At 45.0% G+C, this 25,727-nt stretch carries 23 protein-coding genes, 1 tRNA gene and 1 riboswitch; of the genes, 11 read left to right on the top strand and 13 right to left on the bottom strand.

Annotation, left to right across the window (positions count from 1 at the left end):
- Positions 1–152: 152 nt before the first annotated feature.
- The 10 genes from oppF to moaA all read right to left on the bottom strand — a co-directional run bounded on the left by oppF (position 153) and on the right by moaA (position 9,139).
- Positions 153–1,166 carry a murein tripeptide/oligopeptide ABC transporter ATP binding protein OppF gene (oppF, locus tag R7127_RS05130; protein ID WP_275124873.1) on the bottom strand — a complete coding sequence of 338 codons (1,014 nt, stop codon included), beginning with the start codon at positions 1,164–1,166 and terminating at the stop codon, positions 153–155.
- Positions 1,145–2,116 carry an ABC transporter ATP-binding protein gene (locus R7127_RS05125; RefSeq protein ID WP_005380792.1) on the bottom strand — a complete coding sequence of 324 codons (972 nt, stop codon included), beginning with the start codon at positions 2,114–2,116 and terminating at the stop codon, positions 1,145–1,147. Before R7127_RS05125 ends, oppF begins: the two co-directional genes overlap by 22 nt.
- A gap of 27 nt (positions 2,117–2,143) precedes the next feature.
- Positions 2,144–3,046 (bottom strand): oligopeptide ABC transporter permease OppC, encoded by a 903-nt coding sequence (oppC, locus tag R7127_RS05120; protein ID WP_017633861.1) that lies wholly within the window; start codon positions 3,044–3,046, stop codon positions 2,144–2,146.
- Positions 3,047–3,061: 15 nt separating this feature from the next.
- On the bottom strand, positions 3,062–3,982 hold the full coding sequence (oppB, locus tag R7127_RS05115) for an oligopeptide ABC transporter permease OppB (protein ID WP_005380786.1): 921 nt from the start codon (positions 3,980–3,982) through the stop codon (positions 3,062–3,064).
- A gap of 128 nt (positions 3,983–4,110) precedes the next feature.
- Complete coding sequence (locus tag R7127_RS05110) at positions 4,111–5,787, bottom strand: ABC transporter substrate-binding protein (protein ID WP_017633862.1); 1,677 nt, start codon at positions 5,785–5,787, stop codon at positions 4,111–4,113.
- A 531-nt stretch (positions 5,788–6,318) separates the two neighbouring features.
- On the bottom strand, positions 6,319–6,774 hold the full coding sequence (gene moaE, locus R7127_RS05105; protein WP_017821374.1) for a molybdopterin synthase catalytic subunit MoaE: 456 nt from the start codon (positions 6,772–6,774) through the stop codon (positions 6,319–6,321).
- Between the two features lies 1 nt (position 6,775).
- On the bottom strand, positions 6,776–7,033 hold the full coding sequence (gene moaD / locus R7127_RS05100) for a molybdopterin synthase sulfur carrier subunit (protein ID WP_005380780.1): 258 nt from the start codon (positions 7,031–7,033) through the stop codon (positions 6,776–6,778).
- Positions 7,030–7,509 carry a cyclic pyranopterin monophosphate synthase MoaC gene (moaC, locus tag R7127_RS05095; RefSeq protein ID WP_005380779.1) on the bottom strand — a complete coding sequence of 160 codons (480 nt, stop codon included), beginning with the start codon at positions 7,507–7,509 and terminating at the stop codon, positions 7,030–7,032. The genes moaD and moaC overlap by 4 nt, the downstream gene beginning before the upstream one ends.
- 26 nt (positions 7,510–7,535) lie before the next feature.
- Positions 7,536–8,048 (bottom strand): molybdenum cofactor biosynthesis protein B, encoded by a 513-nt coding sequence (gene moaB / locus R7127_RS05090; protein ID WP_005388935.1) that lies wholly within the window; start codon positions 8,046–8,048, stop codon positions 7,536–7,538.
- A gap of 101 nt (positions 8,049–8,149) precedes the next feature.
- Positions 8,150–9,139, bottom strand: a complete 990-nt coding sequence (gene moaA, locus R7127_RS05085) for a GTP 3',8-cyclase MoaA (protein ID WP_017636052.1) — start codon at positions 9,137–9,139, stop codon at positions 8,150–8,152.
- Positions 9,128–9,262: riboswitch (molybdenum cofactor riboswitch) on the bottom strand. It overlaps the preceding gene by 12 nt.
- Positions 9,263–9,437: 175 nt before the next feature.
- Between moaA and R7127_RS05080 the strand changes: the two genes are divergently transcribed.
- Entirely contained in the window at positions 9,438–10,334 is an 897-nt protein-coding gene (locus R7127_RS05080) for a YvcK family protein (RefSeq protein ID WP_318148300.1), read from the top strand.
- 138 nt (positions 10,335–10,472) lie between these two features.
- On the opposite strand, the gene luxU is transcribed toward R7127_RS05080, so the two are convergent.
- From luxU to uvrB, 3 genes are all read right to left on the bottom strand, one after another.
- On the bottom strand, positions 10,473–10,817 hold the full coding sequence (gene luxU / locus R7127_RS05075) for a quorum-sensing phosphorelay protein LuxU (protein WP_005380770.1): 345 nt from the start codon (positions 10,815–10,817) through the stop codon (positions 10,473–10,475).
- Positions 10,814–12,220, bottom strand: coding sequence for a quorum-sensing sigma-54 dependent transcriptional regulator LuxO (gene luxO / locus R7127_RS05070; protein WP_005380768.1), 1,407 nt, complete (start codon positions 12,218–12,220; stop codon positions 10,814–10,816). The genes luxU and luxO overlap by 4 nt, the downstream gene beginning before the upstream one ends.
- A 291-nt stretch (positions 12,221–12,511) precedes the next feature.
- A complete protein-coding gene (uvrB, locus tag R7127_RS05065) occupies positions 12,512–14,542 on the bottom strand; it encodes an excinuclease ABC subunit UvrB (protein ID WP_017636056.1) in 2,031 nt (676 codons plus the stop codon).
- Positions 14,543–15,101: 559 nt separating this feature from the next.
- Here uvrB and R7127_RS05060 point away from each other — a divergent pair.
- The 10 genes from R7127_RS05060 to gloA all read left to right on the top strand — a co-directional run bounded on the left by R7127_RS05060 (position 15,102) and on the right by gloA (position 25,602).
- Positions 15,102–15,177 (top strand) — tRNA-Asn (locus R7127_RS05060).
- Between the two features lie 351 nt (positions 15,178–15,528).
- Complete coding sequence (gene pflB / locus R7127_RS05055) at positions 15,529–17,826, top strand: formate C-acetyltransferase (RefSeq protein ID WP_318141835.1); 2,298 nt, start codon at positions 15,529–15,531, stop codon at positions 17,824–17,826.
- Positions 17,827–18,131: 305 nt separating this feature from the next.
- The gene (gene rsxA / locus R7127_RS05050) at positions 18,132–18,710 is read left to right on the top strand and encodes an electron transport complex subunit RsxA (RefSeq protein ID WP_005380762.1); all 579 of its coding nucleotides are present in this window, start codon (positions 18,132–18,134) and stop codon (positions 18,708–18,710) included.
- 3 nt (positions 18,711–18,713) lie between these two features.
- Positions 18,714–19,310 (top strand): electron transport complex subunit RsxB, encoded by a 597-nt coding sequence (rsxB, locus tag R7127_RS05045; protein WP_005380760.1) that lies wholly within the window; start codon positions 18,714–18,716, stop codon positions 19,308–19,310.
- An 8-nt stretch (positions 19,311–19,318) separates the two neighbouring features.
- Positions 19,319–22,069 (top strand): electron transport complex subunit RsxC, encoded by a 2,751-nt coding sequence (gene rsxC, locus R7127_RS05040; protein WP_318148299.1) that lies wholly within the window; start codon positions 19,319–19,321, stop codon positions 22,067–22,069.
- On the top strand, positions 22,069–23,115 hold the full coding sequence (rsxD, locus tag R7127_RS05035; protein ID WP_005380749.1) for an electron transport complex subunit RsxD: 1,047 nt from the start codon (positions 22,069–22,071) through the stop codon (positions 23,113–23,115). The genes rsxC and rsxD overlap by 1 nt, the downstream gene beginning before the upstream one ends.
- Before the next feature lie 7 nt (positions 23,116–23,122).
- Positions 23,123–23,755, top strand: a complete 633-nt coding sequence (gene rsxG, locus R7127_RS05030) for an electron transport complex subunit RsxG (RefSeq protein WP_033907338.1) — start codon at positions 23,123–23,125, stop codon at positions 23,753–23,755.
- Positions 23,755–24,447: an electron transport complex subunit E gene (locus tag R7127_RS05025; protein ID WP_005384881.1), complete on the top strand. Its 693-nt coding sequence runs from the start codon at positions 23,755–23,757 to the stop codon at positions 24,445–24,447. Before rsxG ends, R7127_RS05025 begins: the two co-directional genes overlap by 1 nt.
- Positions 24,448–24,511: 64 nt before the next feature.
- Positions 24,512–25,153 (top strand): endonuclease III, encoded by a 642-nt coding sequence (gene nth / locus R7127_RS05020; RefSeq protein ID WP_033907339.1) that lies wholly within the window; start codon positions 24,512–24,514, stop codon positions 25,151–25,153.
- A 32-nt stretch (positions 25,154–25,185) separates the two neighbouring features.
- Positions 25,186–25,602, top strand: coding sequence for a lactoylglutathione lyase (gene gloA, locus R7127_RS05015; RefSeq protein ID WP_017635317.1), 417 nt, complete (start codon positions 25,186–25,188; stop codon positions 25,600–25,602).
- The last annotated feature ends 125 nt before the right edge of the window (positions 25,603–25,727 follow it).

The raw sequence follows: 25,727 nt of genomic DNA, 5'->3' as shown, positions 1-25,727 counted from the left end.
GTTCTGTTTGTGTCTATATTAGCGTTTCCTATCAAACAGAGAATCATCGAACTTAGGACATCATGTTCAAGAAATTCGAATGTATAAATCAGACACATAAAAAAAGCGCGACCCGATGAAGGTGTCGCGCTTAAGCCCGTCACAGGCTGAATTTATACACTAACGTGTAAACAAGATACCGCGTGAACGTCATTACCTAAAATGGTTGGCTTTGTCTTCGCACACTCTTCGGTTGCTTGTGGGCAACGAGTGCGGAATACACAACCCGACGGTGGGTTGATAGGTGAAGGAAGATCACCCTCTAGCATTTGGATTTTCTTATTGCGCTCAATATCCGGGTCCGGGATCGGAACCGCAGACATCAGCGCACGCGTATATGGGTGCTTAGGCTCAGCAAACAGAGCCTCGGCCTCGCCAAGTTCCACGGCATTACCTAAATACATAACTAAAACGCGATCTGAAATGTGTTTAACGACAGACAAGTCATGCGCAATGAATACCAGAGAAAGCCCTAACTCTTTTTGAATCTCTTTAAGTAGGTTAACCACCTGAGCTTGAATAGATACATCAAGCGCCGATACTGGCTCGTCACAAATGATCATCTTAGGCTTAAGGATAAGCGCACGCGCTATCCCGATACGCTGACACTGACCACCCGAGAACTCGTGTGGGTAACGGTTAATCACGTTAGGTAATAGGCCAACTTTCGCCATCATCTCTTTAACGCGATCTTTCACTTCCTGCTTAGACAGTTCTGGATAGAATGTCTCAAGAGGTTCAGCAATGATATCACCAACAGTCATACGCGGATTCAGCGATGCCAATGGGTCTTGGAAAATCATCTGAATTTCTTTACGCGTCTCACGGCGCTGAACGCTTTTCATTTTAGTAAGGTCTTGACCCAACCAAACTACTTGGCCGTCAGTAGCTTCAACCAGACCAATGATGGCACGAGCAAACGTCGATTTACCACAACCTGATTCACCTACTACACCAAGCGTTTCCCCTTCGTATAGTCGAACGTTCACGCCATCTACCGCTTTCAGGCTCGAAGGCTTTGACCACGGCCATGCCGACTTTGAGGCAATGCTGAAGTGAACTTTCAGCTCAGAAATGTCCAGAATTAGTTTTTTGTCTACTGCGTTCATTTGTTCCAAGCCTCCCATTCAGAAAAACATGCACGCTGACGACCATCACCAAATGGTGTCAGAATTGGCGCCTCGCGCTTACAACGATCCATCACACGGTGACAGCGCTCTTGATAAGGGCAGCCCGGCGGTAGACGAAGCAAGTTTGGTGGATTACCAGGAATGGTCGGCAGAATTTCACCCTCAGTATCGAGGCGAGGAATCGCCTTCAGCAGCCCCTCCGCATAAGGATGGCTTGGATTGTAGAAAATTTCGTTTACGTTGCCGTACTCCATAGTACGGCCTGCATACATCACCAGCACCTTGTCACACGAACCTGCAACCACACCAAGGTCGTGCGTGATCATGATGATCGCTGTGTTGAACTCAGATTTCAGCTCATTCAACAAGTCCATGATCTGTGCTTGTACCGTCACATCAAGTGCTGTTGTTGGCTCATCGGCAATAAGCAGTTTAGGACGACATAACAACGCCATCGCGATCATTACACGCTGACGCATACCGCCTGAAAACTCATGCGGGTACATCGTGATACGCTTACGCGCTTCAGGGATTTTTACCGCTTCCAGCATGCGTACTGATTCTTCAAATGCTTCCGCTTTGCCCATGCCTTTGTGCAGCATAAGCACTTCCATCAACTGATCACTCACTTTCATGTAAGGGTTCAGTGATGTCATTGGGTCTTGGAAGATCATTGCGATCTGTTCCGCACGCACTTTGTTCAGTTCTTTTTCTGGTAAGTTTAGGATTTCTTTGCCTTCAAACTTTGCGCTACCAGAAATAATACCGTTCTTAGCCAAAAGGCCCATGATTGCGAATACGGTTTGAGATTTACCTGATCCCGACTCTCCAACGATACCTAAGGTTTCGCCTTGGTTGAGAGAGAAGTTCAAATCGTTTACTGCGGTTACGATACCATCTTGCGTGGTGAATTCGACGCGCAGATCTTTGACATCTAATAAGCTCATCATTGCTTCCTTAATCTTATCTTTTAATTATCTGTCTTTTGGATCCAGCGCATCGCGCAGGCCGTCACCAACGTAGTTGAAGCAGAATAGCGTCACAACCATGAACACTGCTGGGAATGCCAGCTGCCAGATTGCTACTTCCATTGTCTGTGCACCTTCTTGTAGAAGAGCGCCCCAACTTGTCATTGGTTCCTGAACACCAAGACCAAGGAATGATAGGAATGATTCCGTTAGAATCATACTTGGGATAAGCAGCGTAGAGTATACCGCTACAATACCCAGTACGTTCGGTACGATATGACGAGTAATGATTTTCCAGTTGCTTACACCACACACATGTGCCGCTTCGATAAACTCCTTGCTACGTAGACTAAGAGTCTGGCCACGTACGATACGCGCCATATCTAGCCATGCGATAGCACCAATCGCAACGAAGATCAGCATGATGTTACGACCGAAGAATGTTACCAGTACAATCACCAGGAACATAAACGGTACCGCGTATAAAATTTCTAGAATACGCATCATTACGCGGTCAACTTTACCGCCGATGAAACCAGATGCTGCGCCGTAGAGCGTACCAATCAGTACCGCTACAAATGCACCCATAACACCTACCATCAACGAAATACGACCTCCAATTAGCGTACGCACGTATAAATCACGGCCTAAGCTGTCAGTACCAAACCAATGGTCAGCATTCGGTGCAACGTGCATCGCGTACCAGTCAGTATCATCAAATGTGTACGGTGCGATCATTGGCAGGATAATAACCGCCAACGTCATTAGAACAAGAAGGAATAAGCTCACCATCGCCGCTTTGTTGCGCATGAAACGGATACGAGCATCTTGCCAAAGACTGCGACCTTCAATCTCCAAGTTTTCGGAGAATTTCTCAATCGCTTCTAGGTTTTCTTTTTTCGTTAACATAACCAAACGTCCCTGTTAGTAGCGAATTTTCGGGTCAATCATTGCAAGTAAAATATCTACAATCGCGTTGAATAGAATGAATAGGAAACCAATCAGAATGGTTACCCCCATTACTAGCGAGTAGTCACGGTTAAACGCAGCGTTAACGAATAGTTTACCAATACCAGGCAGACCAAAAATGGTTTCGATAACAACGGAACCGGTGATGATACCTACGAAAGCTGGGCCCATGTAAGAAACAACAGGGAGAAGTGCCGGCTTAAGAGCGTGTTTGATAATGATATAACGGTAACTTAGACCTTTAGCACGTGCCGTACGAATAAAGTTACTGTTTAGGGTTTCGATCATCGAACCACGTGTGATACGAGCAAAGGTAGCAACATACAGTAGCGACATACCAATAACAGGAAGCACTAAATACTGCCAGCTACCATCTTGCCAACCGCCCGCAGGGAAGATATTCCAATGAAGCGAGAATATGTAGATAAGCGCAGGCGCTAATACAAAGGATGGCATTACGACACCAAGCATCGCAGTCGACATAATGGTGTAATCAATCCAAGTATTTTGCTTGAGCGCAGCAATGGTACCGACGGTAACCCCCATTATCAAAGTAAAGATAAAGGCGATGAAGCCCACTTTAGCCGAAACAGGTAAGGCAACCGCGATCAGCTCGTTTACTGAGTAATCAAGGTATTTAAATGACGGTCCGAAATCACCTTGGATAACATTGGTCAAATACGTGGTGTATTGTTCAAATACAGGTTTATCCAAGCCATATTTAGCTTCGATATTTGCCATTACTTCGGGTGGCAATGGACGCTCTGTCGAGAAAGGGTTTCCCGGTGCAAAGCGCATAAGAAAGAAAGATACGGTGATCAAAACCAACATTGTTGGGATCGCCTCAAATATCCTTTTTGCGATGAATTTAAGCATAAACTCACTCTTTCAGTCTGTGACAGTTAAATTAAAGAAGTCGTCCAATTCTTTTGGACTAAAGATAGGCGCTACATGCAATTTCTCACATGTAGGGCCTCATTTTTATAGTTCTATCGAGTTACGAATTACTCTGTGATGTAGAGATCTTTAGAGTAAATCTTGTCTTCCGCGTTATTTACTGGGAAGCCACCAACTTTCGGTGATAGTAGACGTGATTTCACGTACTGGTAGATAGGTGCGATTGGCATATCTTTTGCCATCAACTTCTCTGCTTCTAGGTAAAGTGCTTGGCGCTCTTCGTCAGAAGTTGAAGCAAATGCTTTGTTCATGATCGCATCGTACTCTTTGCTGTCGTAGTGAATACCACCAGTAGTGTTATTACTCATCATCAGCGTTAGGAAAGATGAAGCTTCGTTGTAGTCGCCACACCAACCTGCACGAGCAACCTCAAAGTTGCCAGAATCTTTGGTAGATAGGTAAGTTTTCCACTCTTGGTTTTCTAGCGTAACGTCTAGACCAAGTGTCTTCTTCCACATTGAACCCAGTGCAACCGCAAGTTTCTTGTGGTTCTCTGATGTATTGTATAGAAGGTTAAATTCAAGAGGGTTGTCTGCGCCGTAACCCGCTTCTTCCAATAGACGCGCAGCTTCTGCGTTACGCTCTTCTTGCGTCATTTTGCCGTATGCAGGAATTTCTGGGTTGAAACCTGCCGTAATTTCAGGTGTTAGGAAGTAAGCTGGCTTTTGACCTTGACCTAAAATCGCATCGGTCACAATGTTACGGTCAATCGCATAAGAAATCGCTTTACGCACACGAACATCATCAAACGGCTTTTTCTTCGTATTGAAGATGTAGTAGTAAGTACATAAGTTACCGGTTACAGACACTTCTTGTGGGTGCTCTTTCTTCAGACGCTTGAAGTGCTCTGTAGGCAGCTCATTCGTGAAGTCGATTTCACCCGCTAGGAAGCGGTTCATTTCCGCTACTTGGTTCTCGATTGGTAAGAAAGTAACTTGGTCAAGCGTCGTGTTTTCGTTGTCCCAGTACTGTTCGTTACGTTTTAGAACCAAACGCTCGTTTACAACCCAGTTGTCAACAACATAAGCACCGTTACCTACAAAGTTCTCTGGCTTCGTCCATTGATCGCCGAACTTTTCAACAGTTGCTTGATGAACAGGTTTCACTGTCGTGTGGCCCATCATCATTACAAAATATGGTACTGCAGTATCTAACTCAACCACTAACGTGTGATCGTCAACCGCTTTAACACCTAACTCGCTCTTATCTTTTTTACCCGCAACAATGTCTTTTGCGTTCTTCATCTTGGTGTATTCCATGTACCAAGCATATGGAGAGGCGGTTGCTGGATCGACTGCGCGTTGGAAGCTGTAAACGAAATCACCTGCAGTGACAGGATCACCGTTTGACCATTTTGCGTCTTCACGTAAGTGGAAAGTGTATGTTTTGTTGTCTTCAGTTTCCCAAGATTCTGCAACACCAGGGATAGTGTTACCGTCCGCATCTTGGTTTACAAGGCCTTCAAGAAGATCGCGAATCACGTGGGATTCTGGAACACCTTGAGATTTATGAGGGTCTATTGTCGCAACTTCTGTACCGTTACCACGCACCAATTCTTGAACAGCAGCAAGTTTTGGCTCTTTAGAATCAGATTTAGCTTCAGGGGCTGGAGCCGGAGCAGGCTCAGCAGCTTGTTTCTCCGCAGGCTTTTCACCACAACCAGCTAGAGCGAGAGAAAGACCAGCACCAATAAATAAAGCGCGCGTGATTTTATTCTTATACATGCGTAAAACTCCAAATTTTTTCGTTAGCATCCATGACTTCTTTGTAAGGGCCTGGAACGGTCAGAGTTTTAGATTTTTTTAGTGCACTTTCTGAGCACAAAAGTCTAAAACCTTACAAAGACTGCGGCACACATTAGCAATCATTGAAGTAATTTGCCATAAAAATGTAGCAAAAAAACCAATAATGCTGACTAAACCACACATATCTAGCAGTAAACTCTAACCCCAAAGCATTCACCAGCCAAATAAAGACCAGAAGCGACATTTAACAGGCGAAACTTTCGATTAATCTGAGTTTAAACCATTTACTAGCATCTTATGCTAGATATTTACACATCATTTAACATTTATGACAAATCAAGTCTAACAAATAATTGTTTATATATTGGGCAAAAAACTTTTATTGTGAAGAATATCACCAGACAAAAGATAGGAAATATTGAAACAAAGTGAGCAATACAATGAAGATAAATACAAAAAAAGCTAAGTACCATTAGCACTTAGCTTTTTTCACTAGAATGCGGGTTAGTTCTATTTTTCCCAACGCTGTGCAGCTTGATGATCGGTGTCGCGCGACTCAACCCAACGATCTTCATTCGTCGTACGCTCTTTTTTCCAAAATGGAGCTTGGGTTTTCAGATAATCCATGATGAACTCGCACGCATCAAATGCCGCGCCGCGGTGCGCACTGGAAACGCCCACAAATACAATTTGATCACCGCTATCCATGTCTCCGACGCGATGAATCACGCGTACACCTAATAGTGGCCAGCGAGACTCAGCTTGATCGCAAATGTCGCTCAAGCTCTTCTCTGTCATCCCCGGATAGTGCTCTAGATGTAAACCAATCACATTATCCCCAAGGTTCATATCTCGAACTTTACCAACGAATGTAACGACAGCGCCGGCAGCCGTCCCTTCAGATAGACGTTGATATTCTTGCTCAACCGAAAAGTCTTCAATTTGTACAGAAACACGAGAATCCATCTTAACCCCCAGTTACCGGCGGGAAAAACGCAACTTCATCACCTGCTTTTACTTGTGTATCCAGAGGGACGATAGATTGGTTCACTGCAGCAAGTAGCTTTCCTGACTCGAGTGCTAAATCCCACTTGCCATCTTTCTCAGTGCCTTCTTCCACTAGATGTGCACGAATTGATTCAACCGTTTCAAACGGCCCGTCTAACTCAACACTGTCGATGCCAATCAGCTCGCGAGTTTGAGCAAAGAAAAGTACTTTAATCATGATTCCACCTTAAAGTGACCAGATTTACCACCCGTTTTCTCTAATAGACGAACTTGACCAATGACCATGTCTTTTTGTACTGCTTTACACATATCGTAAATCGTTAGAGCAGCAACGGAAGCTGCCGTGAGCGCTTCCATTTCCACACCAGTTTTACCCGCAAGTTTACATACTGATTCGATGCGAACTTTGTTTTCTGCTTCGATAGCTTCCAGTTGAACTTCAACTTTAGAGAGTAGTAGCGGATGACAAAGTGGAATCAAATCCCAGGTTTTCTTCGCAGCTTGAATACCAGCAATACGAGCCGTCGCAAATACATCACCTTTGTGGTGCTGGCCAGAGACAATCAGTTGAAGTGTTTCTGGGGCCATGTGAACAAATGCTTCAGCACGAGCTTCACGAACCGTCTCCGTTTTTGCTGACACGTCAACCATGTTTGCTTCGCCAGAAGCATTGATATGTGTAAATTGGGTCATTGTTTTTCCTTCGCTTTTAGGAAAGGTTATACAGATAGGTGTGGCATGAAGTTACAAGGGCGATGACTTGCATCCAACTGCTGTTTAATAATTTTTGTCCAGCCTGTACGACACGCACCCGTTGAACCTGGCATTGCGAAGATCACGGTGTGGTTAGCAAAACCTGCAATCGCACGAGACTGAATGGTAGACGTACCGATCTCTTCGTACGACACCATACGGAACAACTCACCAAAACCTTCAACTTCTTTATCAAATAGAGGCTTAAGTGCTTCTGGCGTGCTATCACGTGAGGTGAAACCTGTACCGCCAGTAATCATGATCGCTTGTACGCTTTCATCAGCAATCCATTGAGAAACAATCGCGCGGATCTTGTACATGTCATCAATAACAATTTGCTTGTCTACTACGTTGTGACCCGCTTCTTGAGCATGCTCAGCTAGGTAACGACCAGAGGTATCGTTTTCTTCAGTACGAGTGTCAGATACCGTTAGAACGGCAATATTTGCAGGTTGGAATTTGCTTTCAGCGTGACCCATTTGTTCACCTATTCTCTTAATTAGCTTTGATACGCTTGGTATCGATTCGGAAAAAGTTAGAGCCAGCTTATCAGTGAGCTCGCTCTAAAAATTGAATGAAGTTAGCCGCCGATAGACGCGAGGTGTGGCGTCATACCAGTATTGCCATCATGCAAGAAATGGCTTACCGACTTGGTTTGTAACTGCGCCTGGATACGTTCAATAAGCTCACTCTCTTGCTCATCACGTTCCAAAAGATCACGCAATTCTACACCATGGTCTCCAAACAGACATAGGTGCAGCTTACCCATCGCAGAAACGCGCAGTCGGTTGCAGCTTTCACAAAAGTCTTTTTCATAAGGCATGATAAGACCTATTTCACCCTTGTAATCAGGATGAACAAATACTTGCGCAGGACCATCATTATGCGAGCGCACTTTCAGCAACCAACCATTTGCAATTAGCTGGTTACGAATTGCCACTCCGGATACATGGTGCTTATTAAATAGCTCATCCATCTCACCCGTTTGCATCAACTCAATGAAACGCAGTTGGATTGGACGATCTTTTATCCAGTTAAGAAACGCTGGTAGCTCGTGATGGTTCAGATCTTTCATCAACACCACATTAACTTTTACTTGCTCATAACCGACCTCGAACGCACGTTCGATACCATTCATGACTTCAGTAAACTTATTTTCACCTGTGATTTGATGAAACATACGCGGGTCAAGGCTATCCACACTGACATTAATGTGGGTTAAACCCGCTTCACGCCAATCTGCGACTTGTTTTGCCATGCGATAGCCGTTGGTCGTCGTTGCAACTTTTTGAATGCCAGGCGTCGCCGCTACTGAATGGATAATGTCGGTAAAATCTTTGCGTAAGCTAGGCTCACCACCAGTGATGCGCACTTTTGATGTGCCACAATCAGCGAATGCTTTTACGACCCGTTTGATTTCAGGGAGAGATAAAAAAGACGAGTTTTTATTGCCCGAAGGCTTATAGCCATCAGGAAGGCAATAGGTACATTTGAAATTACATACGTCGGTCACAGACAGACGCAAGTAATAAAACTTACGATGAAATTTGTCTTCGAATTGTTGCGCCACGGAACACCTTTCCAAACACGGGAGGCATGGCCATTTCCAATCATGCCCTTGTGACAGTATGCCACTGGCTCAAAACGCCTATCCAAGGACTTAGCAATAGTGAGCTCGGAGTTATGGCAACCAGAGATATGAAATCTCTGATAGCTTTGCGGTGTAAAATACTTAATATTTGTAATGGAATCCAGACTTGAGTGATAAAAAACTCTCTAGAGACACAATTTACCGCTAAGTGAGTACCTTTAAGACACTCCTTAAGATAAATTGTAGCCGTTTTTTATTAGATTATTAGAAGAACATAATGAATATCTACACAGATAAAAAAGTGGTCGCTGTTGGCGGTGGTCATGGCTTAGGTCGAATGCTGGCCGCATTACGAGATTTTGGCAGCAATGCAACTGGGATTGTTGCCACGACTGACAATGGTGGTTCAACAGGAAGAATTCGTCACTGCCAAGGAGGAATCGCTTGGGGAGACACACGTAACTGTATTAATCAGCTCATTACAGAGCCTTCAATCAGTTCGATGATGTTTGAATATCGCTTCAAAGGCACTAGCGAACTTGATGGTCATAATCTTGGTAATTTGATGCTTACTGCACTCGATAACTTATCGGTCAGGCCTTTAGATGCCATTAATCTGATTCGCAATATGTTAAAAGTCGACGTTAACATCCTTCCTATGTCCGAACACCCTTCGGATCTTTCCGCGTTATCCGTAGATGGGAAGTGGGTTACGGGAGAAACAAATGTCGACGAAATGAAAGCAGACCTGCGACGTTTGGATCTTTCACCAGAAGTGCCTGCCACCAAAGAAGCCATCACAGCTTTGGCGGAAGCGGACGCGATTATTCTTGGCCCTGGCAGTTTTTTAACTAGTATCATGCCTCCTTTATTGCTGCCTGAACTCGGCAAAGCGATTGCAGCAAACACAAAAGCAAAAGTCATTTTTGTTGCTAACCTGAGTCCAGAATACGGCCCAGCAGGACGAATGACGATGGCTCAAAAATTAGAATGGTGTGAACGTGCCTGCCAAGGAAGAAAAATAGACGTGGTTCTAGCAGAGAAAACCGAGCAAGACGTCTTAAGTCAATGGAATGTAGTGACGGAGTCACTCGCCTCCTCTAACCGAGACTGGCGTCACGATAGAAACAAGCTCAAACTAGCGATTGAAAATCAGCTACAACTTTCTATTTAAGAGCACGTTACCTGGCTAGCGCCCTCTTTTAAGTTGTTTATTGATAATGAAAACCCTTCTGTCATCGAAGGGTTTTAGTTCAGGCATCCAGTAAAAACAGATGTTTACTAAGAAAAAATGGTTAATAGAAATAAATAGCTACTGTCGCCAAGAGCGATAAGCATCTCGAGTTTCGTGCAAAAGATCGAACATAACCTCTAACACCTCAGACTCAGCAGTTAACTCACCGGCTTTCGCTTTTTTGTCTATGGACATCGCCAGTTCACAAAGGCGATCTGCCCCAAAGCTCGCAGCACTACTTTTCAACGCGTGGCTGATTTCTTTTGAGTAAGCTAATCGCTCTGCCCCCTGCAATTGGGATAAGTTCTCGATATAGGTATCCATTTCTCCTAGGAAGATATCGAACAGTACAGGTACGTTGTCGCTGCCAATTTCCATCGACAGTTCATCTATTTTTTGCTGATTTAATACATTTACACTCATACTTTTTGCCGCTCTTCCTTGCCGTTCCATGCCTGTAACTTGCGGTAAATCGTCGACGGACTGACATCAAGGTATCCCGCCGCTCGAGGAATATTGCCATCACATGCTTCAATCGCTTGCTCGATTGCCATTTTTTCCGTCATCCATAATGGCATAATCTCAGATGCGGTCATCGCTTTCGGCTCAATTAATTTAGCCACAGACGACGGACGGTCAAGCGGTTGATTCAACGGTGGCGGTAACATGTCCAACGTAATCTCTTTACCGTTGTTTAGAACAACGATATTGCGTAGCACGTTTTGTAACTGACGAACGTTACCCGGCCACTCATAGCTGTTGAATCGCTCGATGACATCAGGCGCAAAACGTATGAAGCTTTTTCCTTCTTCGTGTGACATGTAACCTAGCAGTGAGTATGCAATTTCAATAACATCTTCGCCTCGTTCGCGTAAAGGCGGTAAATGCAAAGGAATGACATACAAACGATAGTACAAATCTTCACGGAATCGACCTTCTTGTACCTCTTTCCAGGGATCACGGTTAGTGGCACAAACAAAGCGCACATCCACGCTCTTCATTTTTGAGGAACCCACTTTTTGGAATGTGCCCGTTTGAATAAATCGTAGCAACTTGGTTTGTAAATCCAAGTCCATCTCACAAAGCTCATCTAGAAAAAGTGTGCCGCCATCCGCTAACTCAGCTGCCCCTTGACGATCATTCGCAGCGCCAGTAAAGGCCCCTTTTACGTGACCAAACAGTTCACTCTCAATCAAATCTTTTGGAATTGCAGCACAGTTAATTGCAATAAAAGGTTTGTCACCACGTTTACTTGCTGCGTGAATAGCCTCGGCACATACCTCTTTACCAGTTCCACTTTCACCTGTGATAAAAATACTCGCTTTACTGCTCGCCGCTGAATCTATCGTACGGTAAACCTGCTGCATGGTTTGGCTACTGCCGATAAACCCCTGATAGCTCTGATTACCTGGATTATCGGCTTCATTTTTTAGCTTGGTCGCTTTACGAATGGCATTGTTAACCGTGACACGTAAACGGTCTGCTTCACACGGTTTGATTAAAAAGTCTTGTGAGCCATGACGCATGGCCTCGACAGCGGTATCGATAGAACCGTGAGCGGTCATAAAGATTATAGGTACGTCGGGATGACTCTTTTTAACGGCATGTAAAACGTCCATCCCCGTCATATCTGGCAGACGGAGATCGAGTAAAATAAGATCTGGAATTCGATGATTTAGGCTCTCAATGGCATCCCTACCTGTGCCGACAATATTGATATCTATGCCAAGCGGTGTCAGGTATGAGCGGTACAGAGCCGCAACAGATGCGGTGTCCTCGACCATTAAAAGGTAACGAGACTTTGGGCCTTCGGGTTTTTGTTGCATAACCTAGCTATTATTTTGTTGTGTTTTAAACAATAATCGCATTACGCTTTGCATTTTGCAAATAACATTAACTAAATTATGGGCAAAGGAAAAAATTCAAAAATAATATCAATTATTTAAAAAATGGCACAAACCATGCTGTAACGATAATGACCCCTCGGGTCACCTAGCCAACTGACGTTGTTAGTGAACGATATGTTCACAAAACAAGCCAATAGACCCGACTGCCTATTGGCTTCTTTTTTTTACAAGCGACCTAAAATGCTTGGATAGCTAAATCGGTAAGTTTGTTCAACTATTTGCGATGAACTGCGCTCGTAGTTTTTCAATCTCGTCACGCTTTTGTGCCGCTAACTCAAATTCTAAATCTTGCGCATGCTGATACATAGCAGCCTCCAGTCGACTGATTTCTTTTTCTAGCTGCTGAGGGGACAGTGCCTCGTAAGTTTGCGAAGGCTCCGCCACTTTCGATAATGGTACCTGTTTAGTGTTACGCTGGCGTTTAGACTTAGTGATATCGCCAAGTTCCATGATGTCTTTGATATTTCGTTTGAGCGCTTGTGGCGAAATACCCATTTCTTCGTTGTACGCTTCCTGCTTCTCGCGACGACGGTTAGTTTCATCCATCGCCTTTTTCATTGAGTTGGTGATTCGGTCAGCGTATAAAATCGCCTTACCTTCGATGTTTCGTGCAGCACGACCAATGGTCTGAATGAGTGAGCGTTCAGACCGCAAGAAGCCCTCTTTATCCGCATCCAAAATTGCAACTAACGAGACCTCTGGCATATCCAGGCCCTCTCTCAATAAGTTGATTCCCACCAGCACGTCAAATTCTCCAAGGCGAAGGTCACGGATAATTTCCACACGCTCAACAGTATCAATGTCTGAGTGTAAATAACGTACCTTAACATCATGTTCGTGAAGGTATTCGGTGAGATCTTCAGCCATTCGTTTGGTCAGTGTTGTAACCAGAACTCGCTCATCTTTAGCAGCGCGAATACGGATCTCAGACAATAGGTCGTCGACTTGGGTCGCTACTGGGCGAACTTCCAACTCAGGGTCAAGCAAGCCTGTAGGACGAACGACTTGATCCGCTACATCACCCGCCGATTTTTCTAGTTCGTAATTTCCAGGCGTAGCAGAGACGAAAATCGTTTGTGGCGCTAGTGCTTCAAACTCCTCAAACTTCAGTGGACGATTATCCAAAGCTGAAGGTAACCGGAAACCAAACTCCACCAGCGTTTCTTTACGCGAACGGTCGCCTTTATACATGGCACCTATCTGCGGTACTGTCACGTGAGATTCATCGATGATCAACAAGCCATCATGAGGTAAGTAGTCAAACAGGGTTGGTGGCGGCTCACCTTCCGAGCGTCCACTGAGATAACGAGAATAGTTTTCGATACCGGAGCAAAAGCCCAACTCATTCATCATTTCGATATCGAATTGAGTGCGCTGGCTAATTCGCTGCTCTTCCAGTAGCTTGTTGTTATCTAGAAGCTGCTTTTTGCGCACTTCTAGTTCGACTTTAATATTTTCAATCGCTTCAAGAATGCGATCTCTTGGCGTCACATAGTGCGTCTTGGGATAGATGGTATAGCGCGGCAAGTCTCGTTGTTTGACCACGCCTGTCAATGGGTCGAACACACTGATGCAATCCACCTCATCGTCAAACATCTCAACGCGTACAGCGTCTTGGTCTGATTCAGCAGGGAATATATCAATCACCTCGCCACGGACACGGAACTGCCCTCGCTCAAAAGCAACATCATTGCGCGAGTATTGGAGCTCCGCTAGGCGACGAAGCATATCACGCTGATCAATCACATCTCCACGTCGCAAATGAAGCATCATTTGTAAGTAGGATTCCGGATCACCCAAACCATAGATAGCTGAAACCGAAGCAACGATAATAGCGTCTTTCCGTTCCAATAAAGCTTTAGTGGCAGACAGTCGCATTTGCTCAATGTGGGCGTTAACCGAAGCGTCCTTTTCAATGAAAGTATCTGTTGTGGGAACGTATGCTTCAGGTTGGTAGTAATCATAGTAAGAAACAAAATACTCAACCGCATTATTAGGAAAGAATGACTTCATCTCACCATATAACTGAGCAGCAAGCGTTTTGTTTGGCGCAAGTAATATTGCAGGTCGTTGGGCTTGAGCAATCACATTCGCTAGTGTGAAGGTTTTACCTGAGCCTGTGACCCCCAACAATGTTTGATGTGCTAGCCCAGCATCGAGCCCCTCAAGCAACTGATTGATCGCTCCTGGTTGATCGCCCGACGGCTGATAATCGGAGACCAATTCATAGACTTTACTCATACCCTTCCTCAATTTTACTGCGCTAAGGCTGTATATATATACACCTTAGCTAATGAAATCTACGTCTATCGAGAATTTAACCATCATTGTTAATAAATTTTCTTGTTTGTCTAGAATGCTATAGCCATACAAAAGTGACTCTGATATAGTACTTCGCCCTAGTTGAAGAGCCACACACATTCTTCACATTATAGTTTCCACAACTTTTCCCCAAAAATTAGCTTAAAACTTTCTTATCCCCAAAAGATTGATTTTTATCCACTTTGAATACCTTTTGATTAACATCGATAAATCTCTGTTTTATTTGCTTATTTTACGCATAACTCCGACTAAAAATTCATTAAATAAGAACTTAGTTGCATATCAATTTTCTTTACCCAGATCTCATCAACATACTTATCCACAAATTTAGTGGATAACTAACCTCGAGCCTTTACTGGCAAGCCATACAGAAAAGTAAAGCCCTTAAATCAATATTTTTTGCTAAAAATGTATTTTTTTACTGTTGACAGTAGTTTGAGTGCTCGGTAAGATTCTTCCCGCTTTCAAGCAAAGCAATTCCTCCTTAGCTCAGTTGGTAGAGCGACGGACTGTTAATCCGCAGGTCGCTGGTTCGAGCCCAGCAGGAGGAGCCAGATTATAGAAAAGCCGTGTCGCAAGACACGGCTTTTTTTGTATCTTAATCGCCATGAAATCTAAGCCAATCTAGGCGTCATAAAATCACACCGAAATAAGTTCAAATTACAGAACTCATAACATTGTCATAGATAGTGTTCTCACAGCACCACACATTTAATTCTGTCTCTTTTCTAGCAAAAAACAATCATAACCAATTGAATCTATTATTAATGCAATTTAATCATTGAAAAAATGAAAAGCATTCATTTTACTCATACCAAATAAATCCATACGATTAAAAGGGTTAAGAATGGTTCCGTCCTACTCGTCGCCTCCATTCTAATTATCAATAACTTAGGGATTTACTTATGACTATTCCGACAACTGACATGCTAGATGCATGGGCTGGATTTACTGCTGGTGAATGGCAAAACTCTGTCAACACTCGTGACTTCATCCAAAAAAACTATACACCCTATGAGGGAGACGAGTCTTTCTTAGCCGAGGTTAGCAAATCCACTTCAGCATTATGGAACCAAGTGCTTGAAGGCATAAAACAAGAAAGCCGCACACACGCCCCTATTGATTTTGACACAGACTTGCCCTCAACAATCACTTCCCACGATGCAGGCTACATCAACAAAGATCTGGAAAAGATCGTTGGCTTACAAACTGATCAACCGCTAAAACGTGCAATCATCGCCAATGGCGGGATTCGCATGGTCAAAAACTCTTGCGAAGTTTATGGCCGCGAGCTGGATCCAACGGTTGAAAAAATCTTCACTGAATACCGTAAAACTCACAACAAAGCGTGTTTCGACCTTTACACCAAAGAAATCCTAGCGTGTCGTAAATCCGGCATCATTACGGGTCTTCCTGATGCCTATGGCCGTGGTCGTATCATTGGTGACTATCGCCGTCTCGCCCTATACGGTATCGACTTCTTAAAAGCAGACAAAAAAGAACAATACAATTCAACACAAACGTTCTTAGAACAAGGCAACGATCTTGAGAAAACACTTCGTCTTCGCGAAGAAATAGCCGATCAAGTTCAAGCACTTGAAGACATTCGTCAAATGGGTCTGAAATACGGCATTGATATGTCGCTACCTGCAAAAACAGCACAAGAAGCGATCCAATTTACCTACTTTGGCTACCTAGCGGCGGTTAAATCGCAAAACGGCGCAGCAATGTCACTGGGCCGTACTTCGACTTTCCTAGACGTCTATCTAGAACGCGATATCGCAAACGGTTTGATTGATGAGTCACAAGCGCAAGAAATGATTGACCACTTCATCATGAAGCTACGCATGGTTCGCTTCCTACGCACACCAGAATACGATTCATTGTTCTCTGGCGACCCAATCTGGGCAACCGAAGCCATGGCTGGTATGGGCGTTGATGGCCGTACGCTAGTATCTAAAACGACATTCCGGTACTTACATACACTACATACTATGGGCCCTGCTCCTGAGCCAAACATGACGATTCTTTGGTCAGAGCAATTACCTGAAGCGTTCAAGCAATACGCTGCAAAAGTGTCGATTGATACCTCTTCGGTTCAATACGAAAACGACGATCTAATGCGCCCTGATTTCAACAATGACGACTACGCGATTGCCTGTTGTGTGAGCCCGCAGGTTGTTGGTCAGCACATGCAATTCTTTGGTGCACGTGCCAACCTTGCAAAAGCACTGCTTTACACCATCAATGGTGGTATCGATGAAAAATCGAAAGCGCAAGTGGGTCCGGTAGTGGACAAAGTTCAAGATGAAATTCTCGACTTTGACGCTTTGATGCCTCGTTTCGACAATACGTTGGAGTGGCTAGCAACGCAATACGTCACAGCGTTGAACATCATCCATTACTCACATGACCGTTACAGCTACGAAGCGTCACTGATGGCATTGATGGATCGCGACGTGCACCGCACCATGGCGTGTGGTATTGCAGGTCTGTCTGTTGTCGCTGACTCTTTGGCGGCAATTAAATACGCGACCGTGAAACCTGTTCGTGATGAAGATGGCATCGCCGTTGATTTTGAAATCGAAGGTGATTATCCAAAATTTGGTAACAATGATGCCCGTGTTGATGACATCGCTTGTGATCTGGTTGAGCGCTTCATGAAGAAAATTCAGAAGATGCACACCTACCGCGAAGCAGTGCCAACTCAATCGATCCTAACGATCACATCTAACGTGGTTTACGGCAAAAAAACGGGTAATACACCAGATGGCCGTCGCGCAGGTATGCCTTTTGGCCCGGGTGCAAACCCAATGCACGGTCGTGATGAAAAAGGGGCGGTTGCGTCTTTGGCATCGGTATCTAAACTGCCGTTTGCTTACGCGAAAGATGGTATTTCTTACACCTTCTCAATTGTGCCTAACGCACTGGGTAAAGATGAATTAAGTCAGAAGAAAAACCTAGCCGCGCTAATGGATGGTTACTTCCATCACGAAGCAAGCAACGAGGGCATTGCGATTGAAGGTGGTCAACACCTTAACGTCAACGTTCTAGACCGAGAGATGTTATTGGATGCGGTTGAACATCCAGAGAAATACCCTCAGTTGACGATTCGAGTATCTGGTTATGCGGTACGTTTTAACTCTCTAACGACAGAGCAACAGCAAGACGTCATCACTCGTACCTTCACGAGTAAGATATAAACACAGTCCATCAAGCACTCAGAAAGTTTAAATAATTAGCTTGTAAATATGCATTGCCCGCCTCTCTTTTCTACCTGGGAGAGGCGGGCTTTTTTTAAAATCACACATTAGATGAAAATTAATAGGTAGTATCCTCTCGCTAACAATACATTCAGCAAACGATTCAATTTCTTATTGATTCATCAAAATAGATCAAATAGACGACTATTTTTCCATCGTGTATGTAAAACCACATCGTTCACTGGTTGTTATTGGTGTCACAAAACACGATAATCTCAAGATCGGATTTTAAGAACGTAATAACTATGACCGAATATGTTTTGTTGTTGGTCGGCACTGTGCTGGTGAACAACTTTGTACTGGTGAAGTTTTTGGGCCTATGTCCTTTTATGGGTGTGTCCAAAAAACTGGAAACAGCAATAGGTATGGGCTTAGCGACAACTTTTGTGCTAACGCTCGCGTCAGTGTGTGCGTATTTAGTGGAAAGCTACATCCTTCGTCCACTGGGTATTGAGTACCTTCGAACCATGAGTTTTATTTTGGTGATAGCCGTTGTGGTGCAGTTCACTGAAATGGTTGTGCACAAAACCAGCCCGACGCTTTATCGCTTGCTTGGCATTTTCTTACCGCTGATCACAACAAACTGCGCAGTATTGGGCGTGGCACTTCTTAACATTAATGAAAACCATAACTTTATTGAATCGATCATCTACGGCTTCGGCGCCGCTGTTGGTTTCTCATTGGTGTTGATACTTTTTGCATCCATGCGAGAGCGCATAGCCGCCGCCGACGTTCCTGTGCCTTTTAAAGGTGCATCAATAGCAATGATTACAGCTGGTTTAATGTCACTCGCCTTTATGGGCTTTACAGGTTTGGTGAAGTAAGCGATGAGTACGATTTTAATTGCGATTATCGCGTTAGCGGTTCTGGCTGCGATTTTCGGCGCGATACTTGGTTTTGCTTCTATTCGCTTTAAAGTTGAAGCGGACCCTATTGTGGATCAAATCGACGCCATTTTACCGCAAACTCAATGCGGTCAATGTGGCTACCCTGGTTGTCGCCCTTATGCTGAAGCAATTGCAAATGGCGACCACATCAACAAATGTCCCCCTGGTGGTCAGGCAACAATCGAAAAGCTCGCCGACTTAATGGGTGTTGAGCCAGAAGAATCTGCGCACGATCTCGACAGCAAAATTCCAACCGTTGCGTTTATTCATGAAGACATGTGTATTGGCTGCACTAAGTGTATTCAGGCGTGTCCGGTGGATGCAATTGTAGGCGGAACAAAGGCGGTCCATACCGTAATCAAAGACGAATGTACGGGCTGTGACTTGTGTGTTGCCCCATGTCCGACTGATTGTATTGAAATGATTCCTGTGGCAACGACCACAGAAAGCTGGAAGTGGCAACTTCACTCCATTCCGGTACTTAACATTACGGATGCTGCCGACAATGCAGCGAACGTGAAAGATTCAATTAAGTAAGGTTTCACATGTTGTCTTTGATTGAACAAATTCGTACAGGCGCGCTTTGGGATTTCCCAGGTGGTGTGCATCCGGCAGAAAATAAAAAGCAGTCCAACAAAACTGAGCTCGCTCATGCGGCTATCCCATCAGAAATTGTATTGCCGCTAAAACAGCACATTGGTAAACCAGGTAACCTACTGGTTGCCGAAGGTGACTATGTATTAAAAGGTCAGCCATTAACGCAATCGGAGACCGGCTTTACGGTTCCGGTGCATGCTCCAACATCAGGTACGCTCACCGCGATTGAGCCACGAACTGTCGCGCACCCTTCTGGGTTAAGTGAGTTGTGCGCAATCATCACGCCTGATGGGAAAGATGCATGGTGTGAAAGAAACCCCGTCGCAGATTACCAACAAGAAACCCCTGACGCACTGATTGATATTATTCGTCTCGCTGGTATTTCTGGTATGGGTGGCGCAGGCTTCCCTACTGCAAAAAAAATCCAATCAGGTTTTGCTCGTACCGAGATTCTTATCGTTAATGCAGCAGAGTGCGAGCCATACATCACGTCTGATGACAAGCTCATGCAAGAACATGCCGAAGAGCTTATTCAAGGTATCGAAATTGTCGAACATATCCTGACACCAAAGCTCACGATTATTGGCATTGAAGACAACAAGCCAGAAGCAATCAAAGCGCTAGAAGCTGCGGCTATAAACAAAGATATCGTTATTCGCGTTATCCCGACTAAATACCCTTCTGGCGGTGAAAAACAGCTGATCAAAATTTTAACCAATAAAGAAGTACCAAGTGGCGCGATTCCAGCCGATATTGGTATTTTGGTTCAGAATGTTGGTTCTCTTTACGCTATAAAACGCGCAGTCATCGACGGTGAACCGATGATAAAGCGCATCGTGACTCTCACTGGTAAAACCTTCAAACAACCACGCAACGTTTGGGCATTGTTAGGGACACCAGTACAAGCACTGTTGGATGAGTTTGGCTATAAAGCAGATAAGAAGTTACAGCGTTTAATTATGGGTGGGCCAATGATGGGCTTTACCCTTCCTCACTCCCAAGTGCCGATTACCAAGACAGCAAACTGTATCCTTGCTCCGACTCGTCGTGAGATCTCTCCGCACCAGTATGAGATGGAATGTATTCGCTGTAGCCAATGTGCAGAAGCGTGCCCTGCTTCGCTGCTGCCTCAACAACTGCAATGGCATGCAAAAGCTGAAGAGTATGACAAACTCGAAGAGTTAAACTTAAAGGATTGTATCGAGTGCGGCGCTTGTGCGTTTGTGTGTCCAAGTGAAATTCCGCTCGTACAGTACTACCGCCAAGCGAAAGCAGAAATTCGAACTAGAACACAAGAAGCGGAAGCTGCAGAGCGAGCAAAACTGCGTTTCGAAGAGAAAAAAGCGCGTATGGAACGCGAAAAAGCAGAACGTGAAAATCGCTTCAAGAAAGCTGCCGATCAACGCCGAAAAGAGATGAAGTCTTCTGGCGGCGATGATGCGATAGCAGCAGCGATCGCACGAGTGAAAGCTCAAAAGACAGAAACTACAGAAAAAGCAGAGCCAGCAGTAAAACCCGCCGTAGCGGCAGCCATTGCCAAAGCGAAGGCGAAACAAGCTGCAGCAGCTAAAGCAGGCTCTAGTGAACCTGATAACTCAGAAATGGCAAAACTGCGCGAAGAACGCAAACGTCTTGCTCGCGAACGTAAAGCGCAAAAAGAACAAGGCGAAACGCCAGACAATAACGCTGATGATAAAAAATCGGCAGTTGCGGCCGCCATCGCCCGAGCTAAAGCGAAAAAAGCACAACAAGAAGATTCAACTGAATCTGTAGAATCGGAAACGTCTACACAGCAAGACAGCGATCCGAAGAAAGCCGCGGTTGCTGCTGCCATTGCACGTGCCAAAGCACGCAAAGCGAAGCAAGCAGACTCAACTGAAGCGGAAGAAGCTGAAGCACCTGCTGAGCAAACCGACGATCCGAAAAAAGCCGCCGTGGCTGCTGCGATTGCACGTGCCAAAGCACGTAAAGCGAAGCAAGCAGAGTCAATTGAAGCGGAAGAAGCTGAAGCACCTGCCGAGCAAACCGACGATCCGAAAAAAGCCGCAGTTGCCGCTGCAATTGCTCGAGCCAAAGCGCGCAAAGCGAAGCAAGCAGACTCAACCGAAGCGGAAGAAGCTAAAGCACCTGCTGAGCAAACCGACGATCCGAAGAAAGCCGCAGTGGCTGCTGCCATTGCACGTGCCAAAGCGCGTAAAGCGAAACAAGCAGACTCAACTGAAGCGGAAGAAGCTGACGCACCTGCCGAGCAAACCGAAGATCCGAAGAAAGCCGCCGTGGCAGCTGCCATTGCACGTGCCAAAGCGCGTAAAGCTAAGCAAGAAACGCAAACAGAGCCTGTTGAAGAAGCAACTTCCGAAGAACCAGAAGTGGATCCGAAGAAAGCCGCGGTTGCCGCAGCAATTGCGCGCGCGAAGGCTCGTAAAGCGAAACAAGCAGACTCAACTGAAGCGGAAGAAGCTGAAGCACCTGCCGAGCAAACCGACGATCCGAAAAAAGCCGCCGTGGCAGCTGCCATTGCACGTGCCAAAGCGCGTAAAGCTAAGCAAGAAACGCAAACAGAGCCTGTTGAAGAAGCAGCTTCCGAAGAACCAGAAGAGGATCCGAAGAAAGCCGCGGTTGCCGCAGCAATTGCGCGCGCGAAGGCACGCAAAGCGCAACAAGAAGCTAATAAAAATAATACTGAGGAGAACGAGTAGTGTCGTTTTTTATTGCCAGTTCACCGCATACCCACAGTCGTCGTAGTACGCCAGACTTAATGAAATGGGTGGCACTTTGCGCACTTCCAGGTTTAGTAGCTCAAACCTACTTCTTTGGCTGGGGTACGCTTATTCAGCTGATTTTTGCCATTGCAGTCGCTGTATCCCTTGAAGCCTTAGTCATGATCTGTCGTAAACGCTCACCAATGAGAGCGCTACGTGATAACAGTGCAATAGTTACCGCTTGGTTATTAGCCGTTGCTATACCACCATGGTCTCCGTGGTGGATTATGGTGATCGGGCTTATTTTTGCGATAGTAATCGCTAAACACCTCTATGGTGGCCTTGGACAAAACTTATTCAACCCTGCAATGGTCGCTTATGTGGTCTTGTTGATCTCTTTCCCAGTACAAATGACGAGTTGGAGTGCACCGACATCACTCATACCTGATCATGTAAATTTTGCAGATACACTCTCTTTAATTTTTACGGGCTATGATTACGACGGCTTATCACTTCAGCAAGTTCGCTCAGGTGTTGACGGTGTGACAATGGCGACACCACTTGATGCATTTAAGACTGGCATTCTTACAGGTGCCACTCCAAGCGAAGTAATGTCGCAGCCGATATTTGATGGCTTAGGTGGTATTGGTTGGCAATGGGTAAACCTTGCTTACCTTCTTGGCGGCATAGTCATGATCAAAAAGCGTATCATCCAATGGTATATTCCAGCAGGTTTCCTTGCGAGTCTGACTCTGTTTAGCCTAGTGTTCACGTTGCTGACGCCAGGGGAAACTGCGTCGCCAATTTTACACTTGTTATCTGGTGCAACCATGCTTGGCGCATTCTTTATTGCAACCGATCCCGTTTCGGCGTCTACCACCGTCAAAGGACGTTTAATCTTCGGTGCGCTTATTGGTGCTTTGGTCTTTATCATTCGCAGTTGGGGCGGTTTCCCAGATGGTGTTGCATTTGCAGTGTTGCTTGCAAATATGTGTGTGCCACTGATCGATTACTACACCAAACCTAGAACTTACGGTCACTGAGGTAAACATGTTAACCGCTATTAGAAAAAATGGTCTGACACTCGCGATATTTGCCTGTGCAACAACCGGATTAGTCGCCCTTACTCAGTACCTAACAAAAGACCAAATTAAGGTACAAGAGCAAAAACAATTACTTTCTGTTTTGAATCAAGTCATTCCAGAAAACATGCATGACAACGCACTCACGCAAGCTTGTACAATGGTCACGTCTCCAGATCTGGGGACATTACGTGCGATGCCAGCCTACCTCGCCACGAAGAATGGTGAACCAACAGCAATCGCAATAGAATCTATCGCGCCAGATGGCTACAATGGTGAGATAAAAGTGATTACTGGGATTGATAATCAGGGCAATATTTTGGGGACACGCGTCCTAAACCACCAAGAAACCCCTGGTCTGGGCGATAAAATCGATCTTCGTGTCACCGACTGGATCCTGAGCTTTACGGGCAAACAAGTCACGGAAAGTAACTGGAACTCATGGAAAGTTCGTAAAGATGGTGGTGATTTCGATCAATTTACTGGTGCAACGATCACGCCTAGAGCCGTCGTAAAAGTGGTGCGAAATACCGTTAACTACGTAAACCAATCTCGTGAAGACATTCTTAGCCAGCCTTTGGGCTGTGAAGGAGAGCAGTAATGAGTGAAAATAAATTGCTGATGAAAAACGGTATGTGGAGCAATAACCCTGCTCTCGTACAGCTGCTGGGTCTGTGTCCACTACTAGCGGTTTCTTCCACGATAACCAATGCCTTAGGTCTTGGTATTGCAACCTTATTAGTGCTGGTCGGCTCCAACGTCACGGTTTCTCTTATTCGTAATTACGTACCAAAAGAGATCCGCATTCCTGTGTTCGTGATGATCATTGCCTCTCTCGTTACCTGTGTTCAGTTATTGATGAATGCCTATGCGTATGGTTTATACCTATCTCTTGGTATCTTTATTCCTCTGATTGTAACGAACTGCATTATTATTGGCCGAGCAGAAGCTTACGCGTCAAAAAATGATGTTGCACCCGCTGCGCTAGATGGTTTGTGGATGGGCCTTGGTATGACGAGCGTCTTGGTTGTTTTAGGTGCCATGCGCGAATTAATTGGTAATGGCACACTATTCGACGGAGCAGACCTTCTCCTAGGAGACTGGGCTTCAGCTCTACGGATCCAAGTTTTCCAATTTGACAATAGCTTCCTGTTAGCGCTTCTCCCACCTGGTGCATTTATCGGTGTTGGGCTGTTGATAGCGCTCAAAAATGTCATAGATAATTCAATTCAGGCACGTCAACCAAAAGAAGAAAAACCAACCATAGAACGTGCTCGCGTCACTAACGCATAACAAGATAAGGCTCTGTCATAGGAGCCTTTTTCATAAACCGCAGAGACGGTATTGGAAGTCAGCAATGAACAAAATAAAAAGAATCGAAATTCTTGAGCGATTACGAGAAAACAATCCGAATCCTCAAACTGAGCTTAACTGGAGCTCCCCTTTTGAGCTGCTAATCGCTGTATTACTATCAGCTCAAGCAACCGATGTAAGCGTCAATAAAGCCACCGACAAGCTTTTCCCTGTAGCGAATACACCTCAAAGCATTCTTGATTTGGGAGTCGATGGCTTAAAAGAACACATAAAGACCATCGGTTTGTTTAACTCAAAGGCAGAAAACACAATCAAGACTTGTAAGATCTTGTTGGAAAAACACAATGGTGAAGTTCCTGAAGATCGTGCAGCGTTAGAAGCGCTGCCAGGCGTAGGTCGCAAGACCGCAAACGTCGTGCTCAACACCGCTTTTGGTTGGCCAACTATTGCCGTCGATACGCACATTTATCGCGTGTCGAATCGCACTAAATTTGCGATGGGAAAAACGGTTGATGATGTCGAGCAGAAGCTATTAAAAGTTGTGCCAAAAGAGTTCAAACTCGATGTGCACCACTGGCTCATTCTTCATGGTCGTTATACGTGCGTAGCAAGAAAGCCTCGCTGCGGTAGCTGTATTATCGAAGATTTGTGCGAATATAAAGAGAAAGTATACCCAGATAGCTAATGCTATTTGTAAATCAAAGCTAGGAGCAAAAAATGTCAAACGGTCGAATTCTCCACACTATGCTTCGCGTAGGTGATCTAGACAAATCCATCAAGTTTTACACTGAAGTTATGGGCATGCAGCTGCTTCGTACTAACGAAAATAAAGAGTACGAATACACGCTAGCGTTTCTTGGTTATGGTGACGAATCCCAAGGTGCAGTGATCGAACTGACTTACAACTGGGGTAAAACTGAGTATGACCTAGGTACTGCTTTTGGTCATATCGCCATTGGTGTTGATGATATCTACACAACTTGCGACGCTATCAAAGCGGCGGGCGGTAATGTGACGCGTGAGCCAGGTCCAGTAAAAGGCGGAAGCACGCACATTGCATTCGTAAAAGACCCAGATGGTTATATGATTGAGCTTATTCAAAACAAGCAAGCTTCATCAGGTCTTGAAGGCTAAGCGGCACTTCTAATAATCACTTGTACTGCAAGTTGAACTCCGATTACAGGCAGGTCTGCGATCTGCCTGTCCTTTTATAAACAAAACCCTTTACTTGATAATAGTTATCGTTTAGATTTATCCGC

Origin of the sequence: Vibrio sp. 1159 (assembly GCF_033340395.1) — a bacterium.
Taxonomy (GTDB): Bacteria; Pseudomonadota; Gammaproteobacteria; order Enterobacterales; family Vibrionaceae; genus Vibrio; species Vibrio alginolyticus.
Note: the sequence above shows the minus strand (reverse complement) of the source record. Positions and strands in the feature narration are given on the sequence as shown.